Source organism: Pseudomonas helleri (assembly GCF_045830615.1).
GTDB classification, from domain to species: Bacteria; Pseudomonadota; Gammaproteobacteria; order Pseudomonadales; family Pseudomonadaceae; genus Aquipseudomonas; species Aquipseudomonas helleri.
The window spans coordinates 4,176,075-4,199,410 of the sequence record NZ_CP174501.1 but is presented as its reverse complement, the minus strand read 5'-3'; the positions used below and the strand labels follow the sequence as shown (position 1 = coordinate 4,199,410).

Sequence of the window (23,336 nt, the reverse complement as noted above, 5' to 3'; positions counted from 1 at the left end):
GTATCGAGAACATGGTTTGCACCTAATATGGGTGCGTTTCTGAGTGGGGATTGGCGTTAATGGTTTGGCTAGGGAGTGCCTTTGAGCTGCCTGGTTGAGTTGGTCATGTTCGCCATCAGCTCCGAGTGGCGAAACTGAGTCCCTGTTCCACTTTTCATTTCAGTGAGCGATGGTTCCGTCCGACGAGACCTCATTTGGCCGATGTCGCTCAAAATGTGCGGTAGGAGTAGCCTCCTAGACGGAAACCTCTCCTGACACCGAGGGAGCGGAGCACTATCCATTTGTACATAACACTGACCGGCAGGAGGCAATATGCAAATTTTGCACATTGCTTTCGCTGTCGAAGGGCGCCACTTCTAGCGGTGCTGACTTTATTACGAGGAGTAAACGATGTTCTCGTGTAACGCATTTATTTTGCGTAACACTGGAGTGTTACGCAAAATAAATGCGTTACGGTAGAAGTTAAATAATGGGAGAGGGCGTACAAATCACTCATATACGCTTAGCGGCTGCGCGGATGAAACGGTCGAGATTTTCCAAATTGCACGCTAATGCTGTCGCAATAGATTTTAATTTTTTCGTCGAGCGCTTTTCGCGTTTCTTCATCTAAGGCTTCATAGCGCAAGCGCCATTCGCGCAAGTCTTCCTGTTTTTGGCGCTGTTGTGCGTCTTTCAACGCGACTATCTCGTCAAATGTATGTATCAAATCTTCGGTTTTTTTCGTTTCATCAGTCATGAAAGTGCTGCCTAATAGGGGATCTTTATATCTTCGTCCAGTAGATCGGTCACATTTCGTTCCAGTGGATCTAGCCAATCGGCTTTGGCGCGCGCCCATTGAAAATAGCTCATGTGCTCTATGCCGTGGGTTGCCGATAGCGACTTGCGCTCAAGGGCGTCGATATAGTCGCGGATGACCTGGGCGCGGCGCCAGTTCTGTGCATCGGACTCTAGGGCTGCTAAGCGTTTTCGTTCGTCATTCTGTATGCGTTGTCGCGCGGCAGCGCTTTCGCGCAGCTGGCGACGCTTTTCATCGGCGATGGCCTGCTGCTCTGCATTCACCAGCGCTCCGACAGCGTTTGTAACGACCTGTTCAAGCAGCTTGTTCAATTGCATCTCGACCGGGAGGCTCGGCGAGTCGATAACTTTGCCTGCATACCCTTCATTTATTAGCAGGTGGAGTTTCCCTGTCGGTTGATATGCCCAATTAGGCCAGTAGCTCCAGCGCCCGCGAGCCTTGTCCTCCAGTTGTTTTGGCGTTGGCACATATGGGCTGCGCTTGCAGGGTTCGAACACGCGCAGATGATAGCCTCGGCCCATGATCAGGATGTCGACCTGCTTTTTGCTCTGCTCGATACGATAGCCACGTGTTTCCAGTGCTTTGAGGAGGGTATCCACGAGCCTTAGCGCGCGATCCTGCAAGGAGGGCGAAACACAAATACTTAGCGCAGGCGCGCGCGTGCTGGGCTGGCCGCGTGAATCAATGACGGGTTTCTTCAACGCAACGCGGGCAGCGTTGGTCATCGGGTGCCAACGCTTCACTTGATCAGGGACGATAATCTGGTTGCCAGGTGCTCGCTCGAAGGCCAGCAGCGGCACCAGCCGCTCATCCATGGGCTTGGGCTCAACCTCGGTGTGCGGGGCCTGCGTGCGAAATAGGTTCATCGGGTGGCCAACGTATTCGCGAAGTTTGGGGCGCGGCGGCACCGACTTGCCAGCCTTCAGTCGTGTCCAGTAGCCACGAGGCGGGGTTGGGATCTGTAGCCGTCCACAGAGTTTCTTAAGGCCTACGTCAGAGAGCTGGTAGCGCGGTGCGACTATCGTCACCGCTTCTGTCCAAACCTCATCCAACAGTTTGGCTCGGTCGTACTGTTCCAGCATTGCGAAGGTCCTTTCAGCGAGTCGAATCTCAGTTCGAAACCGATATCAGGGTAGCGGACGTCGGTTCGTTCAGATGGCAGCTCTTCAATCGGGCTGATGCCAGTTCTTTCCTTTCACGCGACAGGCCTACAGCAGCGACAGTGTGTTGGATGAATCGACCAGTCGATAGCCCATGGCTTTGTAACCGGCCTTGCGCTTCTCCCACATTCTCAACACGGCGACGTTACCCTCGTCTACGAAATCAATCACCTGTACGTCGGACTTGGCGGTGTGTAGGCGATGCAGGCGTCCGGCGTACTGCTGGAGGATGCCGCGCCAGGAAATGGGCATGGCCAGCACCAAGGTATCAAGTGCAGGGTGATCGAACCCTTCGCCAATGAGCGTACCGGTGGCCAAGAGCACCCGAGGCGCATCTTCGGGCAGAGACTCCAATGTACTGATCAGCGACGCTCGCCGTTTCTTCGGCATGCGGCCATGGAGCGTGAAAAGATTCGCGACCTGCTCCCTGAGCGCAACATCTAGCGTATCAACATGCTCTGTGCGCTGGCTAAGCACCAGGACTTTTCGGCCTTGGCGGTAAGCTTGCACCACAGCAGAAACGATGGTCGCCGTGCGTTGTGCATCAGCGGCCAGTCGCCTGAATACCTCCTGGATGCCCGCACCCTCGGGGACGAGGATTGGGCCGGACAGCATGCGCGGGATGACGGACAAGTCGTGAGGGGCGCTGGCCGGGCGCGCGGCGGTATGGCGGATCGGTCCGCACTGCATGAAAATGATGGGCTGCTGCCCATCGCGGCGGATCGGGGTCGCCGTCAGCCCGAGCACGTAACGCGCGGGCGAACTGCGCAACAGGGCCTCGAAGGACACCGCCGACAGGTGATGGCATTCGTCGATGATGATCTGGCCATAATTTTTCACCAGGTCACTGATCTCGCCCTGGCGCGACAGCGATTGCATGACGGCGATATCGATCTGGCCGGTGAGCTTGGGCTTACCGCCGTCGAGGGTGCCGACCACCTCCTTGCCGACGCCCAGAAACGCCTGTAAGCGTTCTTGCCACTGCCGGAGCAGCTCGGTCCGATGCACCAACACCAGGGTGTTCACCCCGCGTTGGGCGATCAGTGCGGCGGCGCTCACGGTTTTGCCGAAGGCTGTCGGCGCGCAGAGGATACCGGTGTCATGCGCTTGCATGGCGGTGACGGCTGCTTCCTGGTCAGGGCGCAGCGTGCTGAGGAAACTGACATTCAGGGGATTGCCCGCGAAACGCTCGTCTTCCACCAATGGCGTGATCTGGTACTGCGCCAGCAGCGCCTGCACCGCGTCCCAGCAGCCACGGGGCAAGGCGATATGTTGGGGGAAATTCTGCGCGCAGCCAATGACTCTGGGTTTGTTCCACACCGACAGGCGCTGGGCCTGCGCTTTATAAAACTCGGGATTCTGAAACGCCGCGAGGCGGATTAACTGGTTGGCCAAGGGTTGAGGCAGCTGGGCCTTTTCGAAGTAGATCAGATTCGCCAGGGTGATGCTCAGGGTGGCCGGCATCGGGCCGTTGAGCTTTTGTGGTCGAGGCGAGGGGGCTTTCCATGGCTGGGCACCTTCGTCTTCATCGACGTACGCCACGCCAAGGGGGTCGCGGTTGCCCATGGCCAGGGTAATGACGGGGTGGAGGCGCTCGGGGTTCATGCGTTGGAGGGTGGCGAGGAACGCCCACTGATCGGCATAGGGCTCCAGGGCGTCGTCGACAAACACGCTGTGATGCTGGGCACTGGCGCGTTTTTGCAGCGGCAAGGCGATCAAGTTGCCAAAGCCGCCTTTGGGCAGGGTGTCCTGGTTGGGAAACAACCGGTCGTAGGAACTTAGCGACAATTGCCGTGTGCGCTCACAGGCGTGGCTGATGATGGCGGCCCCGAGACGGCGCGCATCGCTGGCCAGCACCTTGTCCTCGAAGAAGATCCAGGCGTGCGCGCCGTTGCCCGAGCGTGAGACTTCCAAGGCGACCGGTACGCCCAGCGTATGGCAGGATTCTGCGAACGCACGGGCGTCATCGCGCCATTCGGCCTCGTCGAAGTCCGCCGCCAGAAAGTAGCAGGTATCGTCCTTCAGCAGGGGGTAGACACCGGCGACGAGCGCGCCGGCCAAGTGGCGAAAGATGACGTCGTCGGTCACGGCCAGCAGTTGGCGCTGGTGGCAGTCGGCGCATTTAATCCGGGGTTTCTCGCAGATCCCCGGACGCCACTCGTTTTCGCGCAGGCGGGCGCATAGCCGGACTTGCCGCTTTTGCTTTCCCAGCGCAGCGGGTAGATGTCGGTACGGCCTCTGAACAAGCGTCGAAAGAGGGCGACCTTGCTGCGGGTGTCTAGGGCAGACGACGGATCAACGGGCGCCAAGGGGATCAGCGCCGGTTCGGCAGGCGGCTGCCAATCGATGCCGTGCGCGTCGAGCAAGGCAATTAAGCGCGCGTTCTCCGCCTGGAGAGTCGCCAACAACTGGGTGTCGGTCACCGCATCGAGCCTCGGTGTTGGGGAATGACCTGTGGGGTTAGGCTATCAGTCGGCGGGGGGGCGGATCAAACCGCCGGGCCGGGTGCGGGCCGGTGGCCGCGCCAAGCCGCGAGTCGTCCGGCGTTTAACCGATACGGTGATCTGCGCACAGCGGTTCGATTCCCTCGTCTAGAGGTTTGGTCTTCAGGTCGTAAACCAGAATTTATCGTAAACGTTGGCGCTTTACGCTGAAAATTCGTTTACCTAACGTAGAGATGGCATCACGCAAGCCGAGCATCACGACGAGAACACCCGTTTTTTGAAATCAATGAATTCGATCAGGTGTGGCCGCCAACAATGCCGACAACCGCTTCTTGTTTTTGTCCGTGTGTCACGCCTTGGTGTTGATGCGCGAGCAAGCACTTGGACTGTGCGTCTTGCGCTCTATACAGCGCGATCATCTTTTCGATTTCGGTATGGATTTCACGTCTTAACCCTGAAGGTAGGAGGAACTCAACACTGGCGCCTTGACTGGAATCCAGAGCCGTAAGCCTTGGCCCAAGTACAGTTCGCAACTCAGGTGCCAGCGCTGCGTGTCATGGGGCCGCAGTTGCTGATGTGGGCTGAGCGAATTTTCGTTGAAACGCTGAAACATCTGCTCATCGAGCAGCAACTCCAACTGGACGGGCTGTTCAAATGATGCGGGCACCATTTACAGTCTCATCTAACATATCGACGATGTGCCGCGGCTCTTAACTGGTAATGATTAATCGTCGTTTACTGCCGCATTGCTAGCGGCACCTCCGACGGCTCCAACGACGAGTCCGATTGCCGCCATACCTACAACCGCAGGCAGACCAAAGCCTGTGAGTGTCCCCGAAAAAAGGACGATGCGGCCGAATAATGCACCTACGGCAGCACCTGTTGCCGCGCCGCTGCCACCACCAATCAATCCGGCTTTTCCTGCTTTCTGCCAACGCCTATTCATGTTTCTGCTCTATTTATACTTGTGGGAGGATGTTCACATATAAGATTTCTTTAAACTATTACGCCTATTACGCCTATTACGCCTATTACGCCTATTACTGAATAGTTTGCCATGGCAAGCTAGCAGAAAAATTCTTGCTCCCTTTGTGAGCGTAGACTTTCCGTCTAGCTCACATATTTCGAGTGGAAACCAGGGTGTAAAGTCTGCCAAACATGGCTAAATAACGTATCAGCCTTTAGACGGTTGACAGCATCACAGCGGTGCCCCACATCCTGAGCAGAACTTACTGCCCTTAGCATTGGTTTCTTCACATTTTGGGCAGATAACAGCGGATGCTTTCATGATCGCTTTTTGCCGCATGTAGGCAATTTGTACAACGCAAGGCATCGTAACTCTATATGCAGGACTTGCCATGTCAGCAATAGTCCACAATCCTGCTACCACCCAACCCACAGGCCCAAGGACAACACTAAGACTGCGGGTAAGCATTGCGTTTCCCGCAAAGGAGAGACCTTTGCCTAATAGGGCCTTCGCAACTGCGTTGGCAACCATCAGGGCGATTTTGTATGTGGCGAATCCAGCCATTTTTCCTGCAAGAAGAGTCGCGGCTGTAGCGGCCGGTGCCAGAAGTGAAAGGTCAGTAACGCCCAGTTCGTCCAAGACTGTTTTACGCTCTTCAGGCGACATTTTTTCGAAGGAGTCTTTGAGTAGCTTCCTCAGTATGCCGTCCTCGATTATCAGCAAGCTGTCGTTCTTGTTGAAGTTGACCTTCAGATTGGATGCGACATCTCTTACTACCTCATCGTAGTCCACCGCAGGAGATGAGTCAGGCAAGACTTTATCCAGAACCGAGGAAATAGGATTTGTGTGCCCGAACAATGCCCAGCGCGCATCGCGATACAGGTTGGTCAGGGTATTCCCCCCAAAGCGTCTAATCTCGTATCCGATATCAACAAGATCAGAACGATCATACCTGCCCATTTCTTTAGCGGTTGTCAGCTTGGCGCATACGTCACTAGCGAGGGCAATCCGCCCCTTGCCTTTATCTGTAATATAGTCAACCAGAACATGGATGTCTTCAGCATCGCTAACTTGGAGCAAGGCTACGAGGTCATTGGGTTTCGAGAGAAAGTCTAAGCTCATGGTGGTCTCCGGTGACTATTGTAGGTGCGCACCTAAAATGGCGCAAAATGAGAGAAGTGGAATCAAAGCGGATTTATTAAGTTTTCCCATGGGAGGGAGCGCAGCCATGGCTAAAATTCCTTTTTTGGTCCTTTTCTTTCTCGCGCGTATTTCCGCATCAATGAGTTCGTGGCCACCAGGCTGTTGACCCTCTTCGTCATAGAGTCCAAAGATGTTTGCGAGCCTCAGTCCAGCAATTGACGTCTCATCGGCACTTACACACCGCGAGTTGGAAAGCGCGATGGCGGTGGAAAGAAATTTTGGATCATTCAGCGCTGTAGTTAGGTACATGGCGCCTTGTCCGAGATGGCTCCAATCCTCAGTTCTCATTAACAAGAATGCGGGGGAAATATTAAGTGCGTCAGCAATACGACAAATTGTAGTTAGATCAGGGTTAATTACCCCCACATCACCGGGGGCGCTATATTTAGCAATTGTTGATCGTGCCACGCCTGAGCGCTCGGATAACTCCATCTGAGTCATCCTCTTCGGATCACCATTTTCGTCTTCAGAGGCCACGAGCATTGCTCTAATAATACTGTGACTAAAGCTATTCGCAGTGGCGCTCAACGTACCAGTAGACTTCGGCTCCGTTCCCTGCATGGCAATCTCCCTTTTGGTTGCAGGACTTTACTTGGGGCAAAAGGCCATCACAAGGGATTTTGTCCGTGTGAGAGGACAATAATCGGCTCGTCTTGATTCCGCAGGTTGGATGTCTGATGTTGCCATTCTGCGTAAACGGCCAGCATCAGAGGTTGCGTGAAGGTGCCCAGTTATCTGGAGGAAATTCTGAAATCTGACTCATGCTCTGCGTAGACAGCTGCTCCAGAGCGTTTTTCAGGTAGGCGGGGTTGCTGCTTACCTACTTCAATCAGGCGTGGCATTTAACAATGCCGACACTAGCTGTTTGTTTTTGTTCACGTGTAACGCCTTGATTAGGAGGAGCGAGAAAGCACTAGGACTGTGCGTCTTGCGCTCTATACAACGCCATCATCTTTTCGATTTCGGCATAAATTTCACGTCTTAGCACTGAAGGTTTGAGGACTTCAACGCTTGCGCCTTAACTCAAAATCCAGAGCCGCAATCCTTGGCTCAAGTGCAGTTAGCAACTCAGGTGCCAGCGTTGTGTGTCATGGGGGCGCCTTTGCCGGTGTGGGCTGGCTGAACCTCATTGACCGCAAAGCGGGGTGTTTTACGGTCAATGCCGGTTTACGTTGGGCTGGTGTGAAATCGTTTTGGTCGCCGCTTGGCCGCCGCGTCTAGCGAACACTTGAGCCCTATCCGTAATAAAAATTTACCGCTGAGTGCGATAGCGGCATAGTGGCATCATGGTTCGCCCTCCACGTCGGGTTTGCTCAACTGGGCCAATTTTACTGCTTATAACGATCATTCAGTCGTTGGCGGATCGAGCAGGCTTAAGGTTACTGATGGCGTTGAGTTGGCACGTGATCTCTCGCGCTCTCTGCGCGCCCCCCCATTCAAGGAGCGATACACCGCAATGACCACACAAGGATTTGGCGCTCAACTGCTGACGCTGCCGAGCATCTTTTCGGACCGACTTTTCACCATTCCGGATTATCAGCGTGGCTACGCGTGGGACAAAAAGCAGGTCGATGAACTGCTCAAGGACGTCGATCATCTGATGCAGGATGGTGCCGCATTGCGTCATTACACCGGCACACTCGTCCTCAGTCGTCCGAAACATGCGACAGACAACGCCTTCCACGTCGTGGATGGCCAGCAGCGGCTGACCACGCTTGCCATTTTTCTGTACCTGCTTTGTGAGTCGCTGCCTATCGACGAACGGGCAGCGTTTTCCGCGCTGTATTTACGCCGTGGTGAGCTTGGCAATGATCGCGCTGTCTTGCGCTTAAACTCGGATACACGGTTGTTTTTCGAACGTGTGGTGATGGCTGAAGGCAATCTCGATAACAGTCCGATTAAACTTGAGGCACACCAACGATTACTCGGCGCTAGAGGTTCGATTAAGAAGTGGCTTGAGGACAAAATCGCTCTGGGAATTGAGCCGCAGCGGATCAGGGAAATCCTTGAGTCCCGGCTCGGTTTTCTGGTGTTCGCGCCTGAAGAAGATGCTGAAACGGGGATCATGTTCGAGGTCATCAACAACAGGGGGAAAGCGCTTAGCGAGTTGGAGAAGGTTAAAAACTATTTGATTTACTGCTGTGTGAAGCTTTCTGCGGCTTCGCTTAGGGACACAATCGATCAGGATTGGTCAGAAATCCTAAGGGCCTTGAACATCGCAGGCAAAACCTCAGCCGGCGACGAAAGTGCATTCCTTCGTTACTGCCTGGTCGTCCATTTCAAACTGAATAAAACCGATAGCCAATACGGTTATGATGAGCTGAAAAAGCGAGTAAACCTCGACAGCTGTCTGACTGAGGATTTACCCCGCGAGCCGGTGATCAAAAAAATTGCCGCCTTTGTGCAATTTATGAAAACCGCCGCGCTCTGGTATCAACGTCTGTATGGACGTGATCACGCAGGTTTAGAGCCTGAGATGGTGGCGATTCTTGATCAAATCCGGGCGCAGGCCCGTCATGCGTCGGTTATGCCCCTGTTCCTGGCGATGGTGATCAAATTGCAGGGCTCGGGAGAGCGCCTGCATAAACTGCTTCGGTTATTGGAGATCCTTAATTTTCGGGTCTACATGGCGCGGAACATGACATCACGTAATGACACCGGACAAGGCGATCTTTACTGGTACGCGGCACGTTACTACCACTCTGAGCTTTTGGCCGCGCTTCCCCCCGAAGAGCTTAAGGTCGGGCGCATCCATTTGGAAACCGATGAGGATGCGTTGGAATACCGGCTCGTTAATTTTATCAATTGGCTAGCGGCGGATCACCGGTTTATTAAGTCCTTCTCTCTGGACCCTGACAGCCCCGATGATTTTTACAAATGGCGTGGCTTGCGGTACTTCCTCATGAACTACGAGGCTAAGCTCCAACCGCGAAAAACGATTCAAATTGATAAAATCCTTCTCGGGGTTTCGGAGGGTAAAACCTCAGACTATTACTCGGTGGAGCACCTCTGGGCTTCTGAAAATAGAAATCGTGAGGGGGAGAACAACCGTAAACAAGATAAGTACCAGCGGCGCCGGCTAGGCAATTTTGTCTTACTGGAACTGCGCCTGAACATTCAGGGAAATAACGATGACCTGGAAGACAAGCTTCCACGCTACTGTGAGGGACTGGGGGAAGAACCGCCTACAGAGCTTCATCAAGTTCGAAAAATGGCTTTCGACACGCATTCGCTGATCGAAAGTTTCGATGGCAGAAGGCGGACGATCAATTTTTATCACGACCTTCATGGCGAGCTTAATGACCATCAAGAGCAACGGTTCATCAAGTTTGCCCAAGCACGTTGGTCGTTGAAGCCTTTCATTGGGTACGCGCAAATTCAGCGGGAAGCGGCCGCCGCGCACGAAGAAAGCTGAGGGTTGCGTTTGAATGAGCCGAAGGGCGTACCGGACCCACTTGCGGGAGGGGTGGTACGCCCGCAAGGTGAAAGTATTCTGCCCGTGTTGTTTGCTGTGGTGCAGGCGCGGTCCGGCGTAGATAGAACAAGCGTTAGGTATCCGCGCTTTTGACACGATACAGCGCCGACATTTGTTCGATTTCTGCAAGGATCTCCCCTCTGAGTACTGACGGCTTAAGAACCTCAACGCTGGCGCCTTGACTCAAAATCCAAAGTCGCAACCCTTGGCTCAAATGCAGTTCACAACTCAGGTGCCAGCGTTTCGTGTCGTAGGGCTGTAAAAGCTGTTGCGGACTGAGCCAGTTCTCGCTCAGGCGCTGAAACATTTTTTCATCGATCAGCAACTCCAGCTGGATGGGGTGTTCCTTCTCCAGCCCAATCAAGCTCTTCAATGAACTCGTATTACGAATGTCGTACTCAGCGGGTACCTGAGCGGGTTCAAACCCTGCCGCTTTCGCGGATTTGAAACGGTGTACTGGCCAGGCATAAGGCGTGTCCGGGTCTCTGCCATCCACGACGAGTGACAGGTAGATGTTGGCGTCCTGAAAGGACAGGCCCAATGGTGTCAACCGGTAAGGCTTGGGGTATGGCGCGCCGCGTGGCTGGTACAGCACATCCAGCATGCTCCCCTCCAGCAAGGCGTCCTGGATTGTTTGGAAGACCTGAGGCTCGACCAATCCCGGCTGTAAATTCAGAAAACGGGTGTTGCTGACCACCTTCTTGGTCCAGTCATACAGTCGGTGGGAATGTTTGTTCAAAATCGACTGGGCGTGCTCGTACAGCTCCTGAAGATTACCGCCTAGCGTGCGGCTGGTGTACGGGCGGGCATGGTCGATGACCATGATCAAATTCATTGCGTCAGTGGGTTTGAGCACGAACCTCGACAATTCCTTGTCGGCCCAATACACGTATTCCCGACCTTCTTTTTTTCGCTTAACACCGTAGCGTTTATCCTCTAGCAGGGCTTTGAGGTTGCGTTGAATCGTCCGGTCGTCCACCTCGATGGACTGGGCTCGAAGTCTTTCTTGGAACTGTGCCACGCGCAAGCCGGACGGCGTTGCCGTGCCGCCCCGTGTGGGAATCATTGCCAGGAGTAGATCTAGGCGAAACCTCTCTTCCAGGCGTTTTCCTGACATCTCCATGCTTCCTCTATTGCGACACAGTTTGTCGTTCAGAGGGTGGATGATTCCTTTCGAGAAATCAATCTGATGCCGGAGCCGAGAAACGGCGATGCCCAAGCCTGCAAATGTCGTCAACATACTTGAAGCTTTTCTGCCCGAGCCTGAAATGCTGGAGTTCCGTGAATCCAGTGAACATGAGGGCCTGGAGGCGGGATTGGGCATGCCGACTCTGCGGATTGTTGAAATGTCTGAGCGTCATGGGGCGGTGTCATACGCTGAAGTGAAGGCCATGAATCCTTTAAAAGCGGCCTTGGCACGAGAATCATTTCTCCTGCTATATGCGCAGCTTCGACGAGCAGCGCTCGAACATGATGCAGATGCGCTAAATGACCTCGGTTGGTTATGGCTGGATGGGCGCACGTTGATCGAGGATCCAGCGATTGCTCTGCATCTTTTCCGGCTGGCTGCGGCGGACGATTTATCTGAAGCCTTTTTCAATCTAGGGCAGCTGTATACCTACGGAATAGGTGTCGCCGTCGATGAGCAAATGGCCCAGCGATGGCTGAAAAAGGCGTTTAAAGGTGGGATCCGCGAGGCTGCTTTGGAGGTCGCATGGTTTTACGACGCGCGGGATCGAAAAGGCATTTGTGAAGCTTCACAGGTTGAGGCCGATAACCGGAAGGCGTTTCGTTGGTATCGAAAAGCCGCTCGTGCCGGCGACATTGCGGCGTTTGCACGCCTTGGGAAGAGTTACCTAGAGGGCAATGGTGTTTCGCGTCACGTCTCAAAGGGGCTTTTTTGGTTGCAGCGAGCTGCGCTCAGCGGTGATGCCGCAGCGGCTGATGCCTTGGAGTATTTTTATGAGGATGCGCTGTACATGCCGGATCCTCAGGGACGTATGCGTTTATTTTGGGCCTCGTATGCCGAAGGTCTGCGAGACGCGTTTGAGTGCTGGGAACGTTGAGGTAGGGTTCGTAAGGGGAAACCCTGGTTTACCTGGAAATCCACTGGTGACCCTAGTATTCAACAGTGTTTTAAATGAAAAAATTAAGGACGCGTAATGATTACGTTGAGAGATGGCGGCTCATTCAGCATTGATGCTTTGGTTACAAAAGTAGAGGGGTTGGGTGGCTCCATGGTATTGGGTCCCATCAAAGTAGGGTTGACCGATCACAAGAAGCCGGACTCGTTGGATTATTGGATTAGAACCAATGGAGCCAATCGAAAAGACCAGATGCAAGCGGAAACGCAAGTGGTTGATCAGTTGCTTGCTTCTGGTCGTTTTGACCGCGTAGAAATGAAATTTCCATCAACCGGGTATCGTTGCGCTGGGCTGAGTGTGATTTCCAAACCGCGCTACGAACAGACTCAGGCACCCCCGATCACTGTGCCTGGAAATGAAGAAATGGATGCGGCCGCATGGCTGATCGACCGCTTCAAGGCCGCGTCGCCGAACCTCGCCTATGCCAACCTCAACGAGGCTGGAAGTTATCGAGGATGGGTTGCTGACTTCAAAATTCCTCTGTTGGATGGTCGTTCACTGAAGCTGGACCTACGAGAGGAGAAGGATCTGTTTCTCCTGTTTCTCCTGTTTGTCTTGGCGGTGGTGTGGTCTCGGACAGGCCCTTGGGAGAATGCCGTCTATTTTGTGGCCTGGATGAAGCTGGCTCACAAAGACGCACCCGCTTTATGGACAAACGACGCGTTTGTCGAAATAGAGCGCAGTAACTGTAAGGCCTCCATGGTGCAGACCTTAGGTCAGTGCCTCGATTCCGACACCAGGAAGCAGGTCAGTTTCAGGAAAGATGTTTACGCAAGTGTGAAAGTCCTTGCCCACAACTGGGACGGCATCAAAAGTGCCATCGACGTCATGATCACGACTCGCCAATACGTTGCGTTTTTCGACTTTATGCGTTCATTAAAAGGCTTGGGGACCGGCCAGAAAAGCATGCTGATAAAGATCCCTCTGGTCATGCGAGAGTTGCGTTGTCAGCTTTATCCATCAATTCCAGGCGAGTTCTGCTGTGTACCGGATGCTCGGGTCTATGATGCGTTAAGTGCGATGAGCCGGGACCACAATAAGCGTATAAACCTGACGCATCACGCTGGCAGTGTAAAAAAACTGATCAACGCCTCTGCGAAGATCTATCAGCTGTTCGGTGATCTGTATGACCTGCCGTTGTTCGCTTATGTTGACCTCGACATACCCCATACGTGACAGCTGGAGTAGAGGTCTAGGCCTAAAGAAATTTGACGCACCTTATTTTCGAGTGCCTTTGAAGACAGAAAAGTGGCGTCCACTTTGTCTTAGGTGGACACCGTTCTCTGGCTCATTGGGTGCTTGGCTTAGCTCACGAGCAGGCTCATGTAAGTGGGCCACTCACCGCTAGGACACATTTGCGCCACTTTATATTTCTCCAGCATTTGTAGCGCTTGGCTCTCGTGGTTAGCGCGGAAGTCAAACCCCATCTGGTCGCGATACGGCATTCTACCTCGCCAGTATCCCATTCCTTGATCAAGGAAAACTTTGCTGCGCTTACCCGATACCCAATCTACTGTTATCACTCTCGCGTGTTGAAGCTCCCGGCTTCGTTCTTTGATTTCAATTTCAGGTGAGATAGAGAACTGGCTACCCAACCAAAGCTTAAGAAGTGCTTCTTGATCAGGTTGAAACCTCCAGTCATGACTAATTTGATTGCTGGACTGATCGCCACTGGATGCTAGCGTTTGAATTCGAAGCGACTCAAGTTTTTCATTTTTGAAAAGTTCAAGAAAACCGCTTAACAACATTAACGACCAGGGAGATTTCAAATACCGGTCGGAATAGCTGACCACTGCTGCTTGGTCCGTGGCAATCAACTCAGTCAGTTCGGGTGCGTGCTTCTCAATGAGAGTAGCGAGACGTCTATGCAAGCTGCTAATAGGCCCGTCAAGTTCGTGGGTGATTTCGATGACCCGTGCACCTTGCTCAAATTGGCGCCAGGTCCGGACGTCGATAGACTGACCACCGCAAGCAGAAACACAGTCGCTTCCAGCCCATACTATTCCGTCGTTGCTACTCAGCCATCCGGCTCCGGGAATCGCAGCGGAGGCATCACTGCTAAAAAGACTCTTGATACCCGACTTGGAGTGAATTTGAGCCACTAGGTAAGGCTTGATCAGTGGGAGGGTGTTGTCGATATCCTCAATCCCAACCCCAAGGCTAGCCAGGTCAAAGAGGGTGTTCTTCTGTTCTTTGCTTAGCGACGCTCCTGAAGGAATTGCCAGTTTCACCTTGAGTTTGTCAGCGATTGCCCAAGTGAGGATCTTTTCACGGAAGTAAGGGTGGTCTAGGTCCCAGTCCTCTGCATCTCCCCTCATCACCAGGCAAATAGAGGTGTCGTTTTCACCACGATCCGCTGAATTGATCGCAGAGGACAAATAGCGGATCGGGCCGGTTGAACAATAACTAGCCCCCACCACAGTTTCAAACTCGCTGGGCAAGTCTAAATGTTCGATTAGGCCCGACACAGTCAGCCACTCCAAGGTGCGTCCACGGTCTAGCTCCTCTCGCTCCACTCGACTGTCTTGACCTGCAAGACAGTGCGAGCAGACGTTTTCGCAATTAACCGGGCAATGCAGCTTCCCTAACGTTTTACGTAATAGCTCGGTTGTATTCGCTAAGCCAGCCAGGACAAACCCGGCTCCTCCGCTGACTTCATCGAACAGCTGAATGACCGTTCGCCCTTGTCCACTTTCGATATCGCGATCAAGACGGAAACCAAAGCCCATTTCTGTGCTGGCAATACCTAAGAGTTCGGCGATTACGTCGCGTAGCGCAACGGCAAGAGTCGTGGCTATGGTTTGCTCTGCCAGACTATCTCCGAGCCACAGGCCTGTCTGGGGACTTCTCAAGTAAAGCTCCATGACGTCGGTGCGAATTTGATAGCCCAAGAACAGGTTAGGCTTAACTGCCGTGCCGGGGCAGTCGAACTCTTTACGACTGCCTGTGATCCCGCCCACTGGCCGGTGTAGCTGATCTGGAAGGAGATTTTTAGGAATGTCACCGGAGGCGAGCATTGAATCTGCACGTCCGCAGGTTAGGCACACGGCGTAACCTTTTTCGTGTTCACCGGATGAATGATGGAACACACTGCCATCGTGACCAAATCGAACGAAACCACACCGCTTGTCGGGCAGCGAGATCGTCTCGCCAGTCAGTTGGATGCGAGGTCGTTCGACTCGGATGAACTTCTGAGAAGTGATGTCGTTTGTTGTGGACTCATAGAAGTCGGTTACAAAGCCGCCAGGGCGAAGGACGGTTCGGCGCTCGTTTGGTTGAATTGCGTGCATGCAGTGTGAGCACGTTAGCTCGGAGCTGTTGGTGTAGGCGTTTTCGATTACGCCTGTCGCGCCACAATTTGAGCATCGCCAGGCGATATCAAATTTTTGTGCTTCGTTTACTTGGCCTGATGCATGCCATTGCAAACTGATTCCTGCCGAACGATAGACTCTCCCATCGATTACCACTTGCGACCCAGGTGCATACTCTCGGATCGCAATGTTTAAACCGCGAGACGGTAGCTCTTTGTTGTTGAAAATGCTGTCTTCACGACTCTCAGGATGAGTTCGCTGGTGCTTGAAGTCCTCAATATTGTAGGTATTGAGTGTCACGACATCGGTAGGGAATCCATATCCTGGAAGGAACGCACGGGACGCGAGATCGCGCAGCAAGTACTCACCGTCGTGACGTTTTTTCTCCAGCTCTAGCGCTTTCTTGTACGGTAAATCTGTCGCCGCTTGCAGCTTAGCGTTGAGCTTTCGAGCCTCTTCAAGCCACCGGTCCTCCAGAATACGTACGCTTTCCTGAGTCTCGGCTGAGATTGTGCTGAGCAGGCAGCCATCTAAGCAGGTTCCGCTGACAAGGCGTTTGATTGGGTCTGCGAATTCGGTCTGACAACTAGTCAGCCAGCTTTTGAATTGCTGGCAGGGTGAGTCGTCCCCGCCAAAAAACCATTGAAGGGTCAGCCTGGTTCGGTCACCGTCACTACCGGTTTTTGACTTTAGGAAAATAGACAGGAGCAGCGAATTGACGTGCCTCTGAACAATGCGAGAAGAGCTTAAAGTAATGGTGGGAGCGGGAATGGCGGTAATGAATGGCCACTTAGGCTGTGCAAACGCGCGCTGGTTATGAGGGTCCGCTTTACATAAGGTGTAGGCTATCGCGCGTGCCTCACTACGGCGTCCGGCGCGTCCGGCCCGTTGCAAATAGTTGGCAGGGTGGGGCGGCAGATTGTTCATCACCACCGCAGAGATGCCCCCAATATCTACGCCCATCTCCATAGTCGTGGAGCAGTTGAGTACGTTGATATCACCCTTCTTAAACAGATCAACATAGTCATCGAGTCTCTGGGCCGACTGCTGAGCCGAATGTTCTGCGGTTCGATAGTAAAATCCGCCTTCCACGGTACGGTCGCTGATATCGGTCCAGAGATTCTCAGACCGAAGGTGCTGTATGACCGGGTCTTGTAAGACCTGCGCACGAATCTGCAATTGCTTGGCCACGGCGCTACCGTCTATCTGGAGGTTAGCTAGCGAGGCGAGTTGGATCTTCTGGCAACGATAGTCTTGCGGACGCAACTTTATGGGTAAATAGGGGGTCAGCCCACGAAAAGTTGAGTCAAAAATGCGGTGTGTTATCGGGCAGAGCCACCCCTCTTCTAATAGCGAAAAGGTCAGTGTTTCTAGCTTCAGACGATGCCCAGGGTCTGCGGGCTCCAGGATGAGCGCCTGTGTTAGAGCAGACCATGCCGCCTCTAGCCAAGCATTGATTTTGTCCGCATCTGTAGCGACTGTCCGATTCAATCCGGTGGCTTGTTCCAGTAGTTTTACTAACCGATGCGGATTTCCAGACTTTACTTGAGGCCATTTTTTTACTGTTGTGCTTTCTTCCATCTCGGTTTTTGGAGAGAACAGCGATTTTGGGGTGAACCTGCTGCCCATCCAGGATTGCATGTCGCGATCCATGTTTATAAAGGTGTTCTCGCGCACGTAAAAATCAAGTGCGACTTTAAGGTAGTCGTGCCAATCCTCAAGCGTTAAGCGAGTTTCAGGCGCCGAAAATGGTCCTGTCGACGGTACCGCGTTTGTTTCCGTCCACATCGGCGGTGTAGAGCTAATTTCTTTGAGACCTCGGTAGGTTACTTTTACGAGGCCGAGAGTCTCCGTACTGTTTTGATTTTTTGGGCGTCGGGAAAATTCCCGAGCTAAAAGTAAGCGAGCCATGGTTGCGCCACCTTGGCTCCCGTCAAATAGGACAGGGTTGGCGTAGCGGTTGTAACGCAGGATTGACTGTTCAACATCTTTGGAGGCCGCTAGCTCATACACCATGCTTGCCCAATCGACGTTGACGATTCGTTTTTGTGGGGCGCTGCCGGATCGTAGCGCGGCCGCTTGTCTGCGTAGCTCTGCCGCCATTACACCCATTCCCGACTGTTCTAAGCCTTCTGCCTGGTGCATCAGCAGATCATAGTTGCCAGTAGGAACGTCTTTAGGTTCCGCATCAGCTTTGGCCTGAACGTTCCGAAGCGTTTCAAACACTAAGCCACGCAACCGCGAACGCTCGGCTTCTTGTTGCATGCGTACGGCCATACGTGCCGTACCTTGACGGCTATCGGTGAACGTAATTAGCTTGCGACCCCGACCGGGTAATTCTTCTGGGGAGCGCTCATTGCTGTCTTTTTTGTCGGCATCTGGGCAAAACTCCAGCACCGTCGGGACGGCATTCGCAACATAGAATGGAGCGCCCAGGTACGCTTTTCTCAGAAAGCTTTTTTTGTTTGGAAGTTCGTGATCGCAGTGACTACAGCAAGCCGCTTTCTCTTCAGCGATAGTAATGTTGATAGGGCGCGCTGAGTTAGTAGCACATAAGCCGTGGGTGTCGAGATCGAGGCTGACGCTGAAAAAGGGATCTTGTGCGACCTGCAACCCGGCAATTACCAAACGTTGTGCGTAAGTACGACTAGTAGTGGGGCCGGTTACCTCACGTTCAGGCGACGTCTCTTCTTCGCCGCTTTCGTAGCTCAGAGAAAACTCATCTCCTGCGTACGGGCTCAATTGGTGAAGAACCCCGTTGCGATCCTCTGCAATCAAATGCGGAGTTTTACAGTCATCGCAAAATCCTAATTCGTACACTGGCGCGTTGCATTCGCAGCGTGCACGTTGATGAACGTAGACGTTGCCAAATGGCCATTCATTCAGACTGGCAGATTTGGCAGTGCAATTGGAGTCTATGCAGGACCATAGTCCATGAAGCATTCGTTGAAAAAGATGGGTCCGTAGCTTAAGAAACGGCGGTTCGTCATTATGGCGTCGGGTGCCAGTTGATACATCGAGCCAACCTAACACTTCCCGTTGCTGCTCCAGCCGCGAACCAGGCATCAATTCGGATTTCAGTATCGTCAGTAATTCATTTAAATCTAACGGTTTCGTCGAGTTAACAATCGCATGCCTTAACGCGCGTGCTATTGAATTGCGTCCTAAAGCATCAAAACGGGTCGGTGATATTTCTTGTTCATCCTCGATAGCCTGCACGACCTCCAGCGAGGCCTTTTCGACTTTCGAGTCGAACAAGATATCCGGCCAAACACGAGATCCTCCAATGACGTCGACTTGTTCTAGCCGCACTCCTGCGAGATCTGCAAGGTACCGTTTCAACTTTTCTTCGGCCTCACCCCCGGCGATGGTGGCCGATGTCGCGACAAAACGAATTTCCTCAGGATTTTTACCGAAGGCTTGAACGACGCGGCGCAGCAGGAGGGACATTTCTGCGGCTTGAGAACCAACGTAAGTGTGTGCCTCGTCGAGGACAATCCAGCGTAGAGAATGCTGTTGCTTTGAAATCTCCAGGATAGGATTGTCTACCTGACGAACCAGCATGTATTCGAGCATTGTCGCGTTGGTCATTAATATTGGCGCGGGCTCTTTGCGCAAAAGCTCCCGTGACAAAACCTGGTTGGGTTTCTGTTCTTGAATCTTACGAATGACCCCTTCGCGTTCTTCAGTTTTACCGTTGTATAAACAAAACCGAATATCTTTACCGTACGCACGGGTCCATGCATCTAATCGCTCCTGTTGAGAGTTGATTAGGGCGTTGAGAGGATAGAGAAATAGCGCTCTCACCCCAATCAAGGATGACTGATTTCGCTCACGCTCCCGGATTAGATCTTCAAGGATAGGTACCATGAAACATTCTGTTTTTCCCGAGCCGGTGCCACTGGTAATGATGGCAGATCGAGGTTTCTCGTTAAGCAACGTTCGCCAAGCCTGAAGCTGGTGCGTATAGGGATGTGCTTCTCTAGGAAAGTCATACGCATGGGCGTTTTGTAATGTATTGAGCAGGCTTTTGGAGAGCAATGACCCCTCTAAGTCGAGAAGACGTTTTTCCGACTCTTTCCAGCCAAACGTATGTTCGAAAACCGGCGGAGCCAAAAAGCAGCCATCGGCCCCCAATTCATCAACCATTTTTTCGTTCAGATGACGGCGAAGCCCTGGTTCGTTAACTCCTAGGACACCTAGGGTTGCTTCCCGCGTGCGGTTAAGGCTTTGCTCAATTAAATCCGTGAAAAAACGCATCGGAACTCCTTATGCCTCGTCTTCGGAGGCTAGCAAATACGAAACCATCAGTGCGTGAGTAGGTGCGAACCATCCCTGACGGTCAAAATCAGAAACCAATCGAATGGCGAATTTTAGGTACGCCATCGGCACAGGAAGATCATTTAGGGTGGCTTTGCCTGCCGTCACATACGCCAAAAAAATTGGTAAGTAAGAAACCGCTTTAGTGAAACCAACAGGGGTAATCTCTCTCAAGAATTCAGGTATCGGATTCTGAAGGAGCCAGCTAGTCAACTCCGCAGTAAGATCGGTAGGCCACTGTCTGTCGGTAGCGTGTTGTTGGCGTAAGGCTTGATTCCAGCCTGGTACCACCAATTGGGGAGGGATTTTGGTCAGACTGCTTTTATTGCCAGTACTTAGGTAGTCGCCCAAATAATCAAAGCCGGAAACCACAAGTCGCAACACGGCCGCGCGATTCGTTTCAAGGTTCTTGATAAGAATCTCCGGCAAGCCACATGCTATCAGCCCTTGTAAAAATCGTGCATGCGCTTCGAACCAAATGGGGAGAGGAATTGCTTCCCAGATCACCGCCAACTCATCGCGAATTCGAGCGCAGAACGCTTCGTCCATTTCTAGTCGGAGCACCGCGAATGCCAGCGCGTCTGGTTGCTTTGACAGTGCCTTCCAGCTTTCAAATGACGACAACGGCAGGTGCGCGTAATGTTGCTTCAAATCCGCTAAATATTGCCAACCACTGTGTCCGAACTCTTTTGCCATGACGGTGATTTGTTGGCTGATGGCGTTTGGGTTGTTTTTTGGGTGGAAAACCTGTGTCGCTCTGTGCAGGGAAAAAACTTCAGCTTGAATTTCAGTAATCGACGAAGCCGACACGAACAGTGCCGGGCGAAATTGAGTTTTACTATCTTTGGCTGGATAGATTAGCCATGGACCATCACGTTGCATGGTGTTGGGTAAAATAAATCGCCCGGTGCCAACATCCTGGCTCTTGAGTTCCTCAATTTTGACTGGCGCTTGTTTAGGATCAGAAAGCAACATTGCTTCAACTTCGGTGTCATTCAAAATTGTCGCGTTACTTATTTCGCAGATCGTGAATGTGTCTCGACTTTCCCATTGTAAGCGGCCGTTGTACCGTCTGATATTCAGGCTGAGCGCACGCTTTTCGGTTTCTAGGGTGAGTCTGATAAACGCATCTTGTTCGTCGACTGCTCCTAGCATTTGCAGCATGTCATTTTGGTAGCTAAATAAATTTAGCAGCGTGGGCGATGAGCCTACTTTGATCTCATAGTGCCGTTTTGGATGTGGCAGCGCCTCGCACACCAGTTCCAGTTGCATGTAGAAACTTTGCCCTTGAGTTTGCCCTGAGGTCAATGCGATGCGATGACCTATCAGCTCAGGTAACGTAAGTTCGTGTGCTCGTGAGGGCCGGTCGTCTGGTCCAATAAGCCGGGCTCCTTGATACGGGTACGGGAGGCGAAGTCGTAGTGGCTGATTGCTGTTTTTCTGGTCGATCTCCAGCGTAAAACCAGCAGGAGGTGTATCGGTTCGATGAATAAGGCTGAAAGTGGTTGCGGAGTGATCAGACTCCAATCGCTTGGCCATTAGCAGCGAGCTGTCGATTTTTAAGTCAAGCTGGAGCGCACCTTTAACCTGCAATCGAGCAGGTTTTTCAGTGGTTGCGGGAAGCAACGAGGTACTGAATTCTTTGGGTAGGACGGCAAAGCGTCGTGTTAAAAGCGTTTTTCCCGTGCGGTTTTTCAAGGTGTAACGAACGACACCGAAGGGCCCGGTACGGCGAAGAGTGTCCAGGGGTTGCCCATTGGCAAATTCTAGAATATCGCCCAAACCAAACTCATAGTCTTCGGGCAACTCCAGTCGTGGCCAACCCAAATATACAACACCTGGGTTACTGTCATAGAGCCCCTGAACACCGGCCAGAGCGGGTTTTCGGTGTTCGTTTTGATTCTGATTTAATTCGATTCGATAGAGGTCAGGGCCGTTTTGGAGCGATACATCGGCCCGTAGATCCAGCCACTGGCCGTTCTCTTTGTCGGTAGTCAGCAGCGATGGTGCGAGGCCGTCTGACGAAAAACTAAATTTGGTCGGAATGCGAATACGTGCGGACTCACCAGCGACACCGCAAGAAGATGTTCCGACCAATTGCCAGCAATCAGCCCGCTGCTCAAAAACTAACGGCGTTTCTTCGTAATCCAACTCGCTGCCGTCGAACTGGTAACATTGAACAACTCGTCCATTGTCGAGTAAGCGCAGCGTGACAGGTTCGCCTAGCCGGCGACGTTCTATTGATATTGATGGATTGGAGAAGCGGATCGTCAGACGCGACTCGTTCAGCTGGGCATACACCGCAGGCCCACGAGCTAATATGTGCTCACCTTCGTAATAGGCTTGATCGAGCCGAGTACTTGCCAGCTGCTGGGCATCAATGTCAAATGAGTGTTCCTTTGGCAAGGCCAGCTCTGTCCTAATGCTCCAGTCGGGCAGTGTGCCTAATAGAAAATGCTCACAGGTGAATGCTCTGGCTTGGATTAAGGCCTCTTTTCTATCAAGGCGCTGCTTGCCAGCATCATGTAGCCAATCATTAATCAGACCTCTAGCGTTAGTTTCATCGAGAGGGATTGGAAAGGCTTCTGTCCACTCAGGAGCGACTTTATCTAGGTAAGCAGCTGGGTCTTTTTGATCCTTCAGCGGGTATTGCTCAGCCAGATGCATCAACTGTTCAACAATGCCGGCGAGCAGTTGCCTGGTTTCTAGATTGCGAAAGGAAATTGGTAATTCATCTTCGTGCTCTGCGATTAGGTCAGCAGTTGTTCGGTGGCTGCTACCTGCACTGAAAAGATTAATGCCACGCTTGACGGCTTTGCCAAAGCCATGAGATTCCCTTTGAACTAGGGGCCAAGGTAATCCGCCTTCTGCGAAAAGAGACCCTAGCCAATCCCTACCGTTTTCGCGGTACCGAATAGGGCGTCTCCAGTATTCCAGGCCTTTACTGGTTAAGGTTGCATGCTGGCTGTGTGAAAGTGAGATGGTCAGCTCGCTCTCAGCGCCTGACCAGGACCACGAGCTATTGTAATTCCTACGGTACTGCTCACTGACGAACAAACAAAAACATGCTCCCAGATGTATGGCCTGAACTGGACTGGACGTTAGGCGCAGGTACTTTTCAAGTAAATCTCGTAAGGAGGCGTACTCGTGTTCGGACAGTTGGTAGCTGTACAGTGGTTTACCGTTTGGCCCTTTAAATAGCTCGCGGGTGAGCAAAAACTCACTGAGCCAAGCTTTTATGGGATTTACAGCAGGGGTGTACGCGGTCATTGACGCAAATCCTTATGCCGACGATTCACATGCATGCAACACAGCACCGCCCTTGACGACGCCGACAGCTGCACCACCTCAGGTTCTGAGACGTGTATCACTGTGCCATCTTGGCGAAACGCCGTCGACATTTGAATCTTGATAGCTCGGCCGCTCCAATCGGCAATTCTGCTCGCAACAGCTTCGCTGTTTTTGCGGCTGAGCACGCTGCTCTTGACGTTATGGAGCGTTCACCGTAAGCCGCTC

At 52.7% G+C, this 23,336-nt stretch carries 12 protein-coding genes and 1 pseudogene; 4 read left to right on the top strand and 9 right to left on the bottom strand.

From position 1 onward, the window contains the following. Positions 1-502: 502 nt before the first annotated feature. The 3 genes and pseudogenes from ACJJU9_RS18910 to ACJJU9_RS18900 form a co-directional block, all read right to left on the bottom strand. Positions 503-736: a hypothetical protein gene (locus ACJJU9_RS18910; RefSeq protein ID WP_087675343.1), complete on the bottom strand. Its 234-nt coding sequence runs from the start codon at positions 734-736 to the stop codon at positions 503-505. An 11-nt stretch (positions 737-747) separates the two neighbouring features. Beyond that, positions 748-1,878 carry a hypothetical protein gene (locus tag ACJJU9_RS18905; protein WP_407729300.1) on the bottom strand — a complete coding sequence of 377 codons (1,131 nt, stop codon included), beginning with the start codon at positions 1,876-1,878 and terminating at the stop codon, positions 748-750. A 126-nt stretch (positions 1,879-2,004) separates the two neighbouring features. Then, positions 2,005-4,379 (bottom strand): annotated as a pseudogene (locus tag ACJJU9_RS18900) (TOTE conflict system archaeo-eukaryotic primase domain-containing protein). A 532-nt stretch (positions 4,380-4,911) separates the two neighbouring features. Here ACJJU9_RS18900 and ACJJU9_RS18895 point away from each other — a divergent pair. Then, a complete protein-coding gene (locus ACJJU9_RS18895; protein WP_407729299.1) occupies positions 4,912-5,058 on the top strand; it encodes a hypothetical protein in 147 nt (48 codons plus the stop codon). 66 nt (positions 5,059-5,124) lie between these two features. Here the strand turns inward: ACJJU9_RS18895 and ACJJU9_RS18890 are convergent, their stop codons facing one another. The 3 genes from ACJJU9_RS18890 to ACJJU9_RS18880 form a co-directional block, all read right to left on the bottom strand. Beyond that, a complete protein-coding gene (locus tag ACJJU9_RS18890) occupies positions 5,125-5,346 on the bottom strand; it encodes a hypothetical protein (protein ID WP_407729298.1) in 222 nt (73 codons plus the stop codon). A 252-nt stretch (positions 5,347-5,598) separates the two neighbouring features. Then, entirely contained in the window at positions 5,599-6,489 is an 891-nt protein-coding gene (locus ACJJU9_RS18885) for a zinc-ribbon domain-containing protein (RefSeq protein WP_407729297.1), read from the bottom strand. 15 nt (positions 6,490-6,504) lie between these two features. After that, positions 6,505-7,131, bottom strand: a complete 627-nt coding sequence (locus ACJJU9_RS18880; RefSeq protein WP_407729295.1) for a helix-turn-helix domain-containing protein — start codon at positions 7,129-7,131, stop codon at positions 6,505-6,507. A gap of 895 nt (positions 7,132-8,026) precedes the next feature. Here ACJJU9_RS18880 and ACJJU9_RS18875 point away from each other — a divergent pair. Next, positions 8,027-9,985 carry a DUF262 domain-containing protein gene (locus ACJJU9_RS18875; RefSeq protein ID WP_407729294.1) on the top strand — a complete coding sequence of 653 codons (1,959 nt, stop codon included), beginning with the start codon at positions 8,027-8,029 and terminating at the stop codon, positions 9,983-9,985. 133 nt (positions 9,986-10,118) lie between these two features. On the opposite strand, the gene ACJJU9_RS18870 is transcribed toward ACJJU9_RS18875, so the two are convergent. Continuing rightward, positions 10,119-11,162, bottom strand: a complete 1,044-nt coding sequence (locus tag ACJJU9_RS18870; protein ID WP_407729293.1) for a helix-turn-helix transcriptional regulator — start codon at positions 11,160-11,162, stop codon at positions 10,119-10,121. 94 nt (positions 11,163-11,256) lie between these two features. On the opposite strand from ACJJU9_RS18870, the gene ACJJU9_RS18865 reads away from it, so the two are divergent. Further along, positions 11,257-12,111 (top strand): tetratricopeptide repeat protein, encoded by an 855-nt coding sequence (locus tag ACJJU9_RS18865; protein WP_407729292.1) that lies wholly within the window; start codon positions 11,257-11,259, stop codon positions 12,109-12,111. A 96-nt stretch (positions 12,112-12,207) separates the two neighbouring features. Continuing rightward, on the top strand, positions 12,208-13,365 hold the full coding sequence (locus tag ACJJU9_RS18860) for a hypothetical protein (protein WP_407729291.1): 1,158 nt from the start codon (positions 12,208-12,210) through the stop codon (positions 13,363-13,365). A 128-nt stretch (positions 13,366-13,493) separates the two neighbouring features. Here the strand turns inward: ACJJU9_RS18860 and ACJJU9_RS18855 are convergent, their stop codons facing one another. Both ACJJU9_RS18855 and ACJJU9_RS18850 read right to left on the bottom strand, forming a co-directional pair. Continuing rightward, the gene (locus ACJJU9_RS18855) at positions 13,494-19,760 is read right to left on the bottom strand and encodes a DEAD/DEAH box helicase (protein WP_407729290.1); all 6,267 of its coding nucleotides are present in this window, start codon (positions 19,758-19,760) and stop codon (positions 13,494-13,496) included. Between the two features lie 9 nt (positions 19,761-19,769). Then, complete coding sequence (locus ACJJU9_RS18850) at positions 19,770-23,090, bottom strand: STY4851/ECs_5259 family protein (protein WP_407729289.1); 3,321 nt, start codon at positions 23,088-23,090, stop codon at positions 19,770-19,772. Between the last annotated feature and the right edge of the window lie 246 nt (positions 23,091-23,336).

Coding starts and splice junctions, on each gene's coding strand:
- ACJJU9_RS18905 (WP_407729300.1), bottom strand. CDS start 1,878: ATGCTGGAACAGTACGACCGAGCCAAACTGTTGGATGAGGTTTGGACA.
- ACJJU9_RS18885 (WP_407729297.1), bottom strand. CDS start 6,489: ATGAGCTTAGACTTTCTCTCGAAACCCAATGACCTCGTAGCCTTGCTC.
- ACJJU9_RS18880 (WP_407729295.1), bottom strand. CDS start 7,131: ATGCAGGGAACGGAGCCGAAGTCTACTGGTACGTTGAGCGCCACTGCG.
- ACJJU9_RS18860 (WP_407729291.1), top strand. CDS start 12,208: ATGATTACGTTGAGAGATGGCGGCTCATTCAGCATTGATGCTTTGGTT.
- ACJJU9_RS18875 (WP_407729294.1), top strand. CDS start 8,027: ATGACCACACAAGGATTTGGCGCTCAACTGCTGACGCTGCCGAGCATC.
- ACJJU9_RS18855 (WP_407729290.1), bottom strand. CDS start 19,760: ATGCGTTTTTTCACGGATTTAATTGAGCAAAGCCTTAACCGCACGCGG.
- ACJJU9_RS18865 (WP_407729292.1), top strand. CDS start 11,257: ATGCCCAAGCCTGCAAATGTCGTCAACATACTTGAAGCTTTTCTGCCC.
- ACJJU9_RS18910 (WP_087675343.1), bottom strand. CDS start 736: ATGACTGATGAAACGAAAAAAACCGAAGATTTGATACATACATTTGAC.
- ACJJU9_RS18870 (WP_407729293.1), bottom strand. CDS start 11,162: ATGTCAGGAAAACGCCTGGAAGAGAGGTTTCGCCTAGATCTACTCCTG.
- ACJJU9_RS18890 (WP_407729298.1), bottom strand. CDS start 5,346: ATGAATAGGCGTTGGCAGAAAGCAGGAAAAGCCGGATTGATTGGTGGT.
- ACJJU9_RS18850 (WP_407729289.1), bottom strand. CDS start 23,090: ATGACCGCGTACACCCCTGCTGTAAATCCCATAAAAGCTTGGCTCAGT.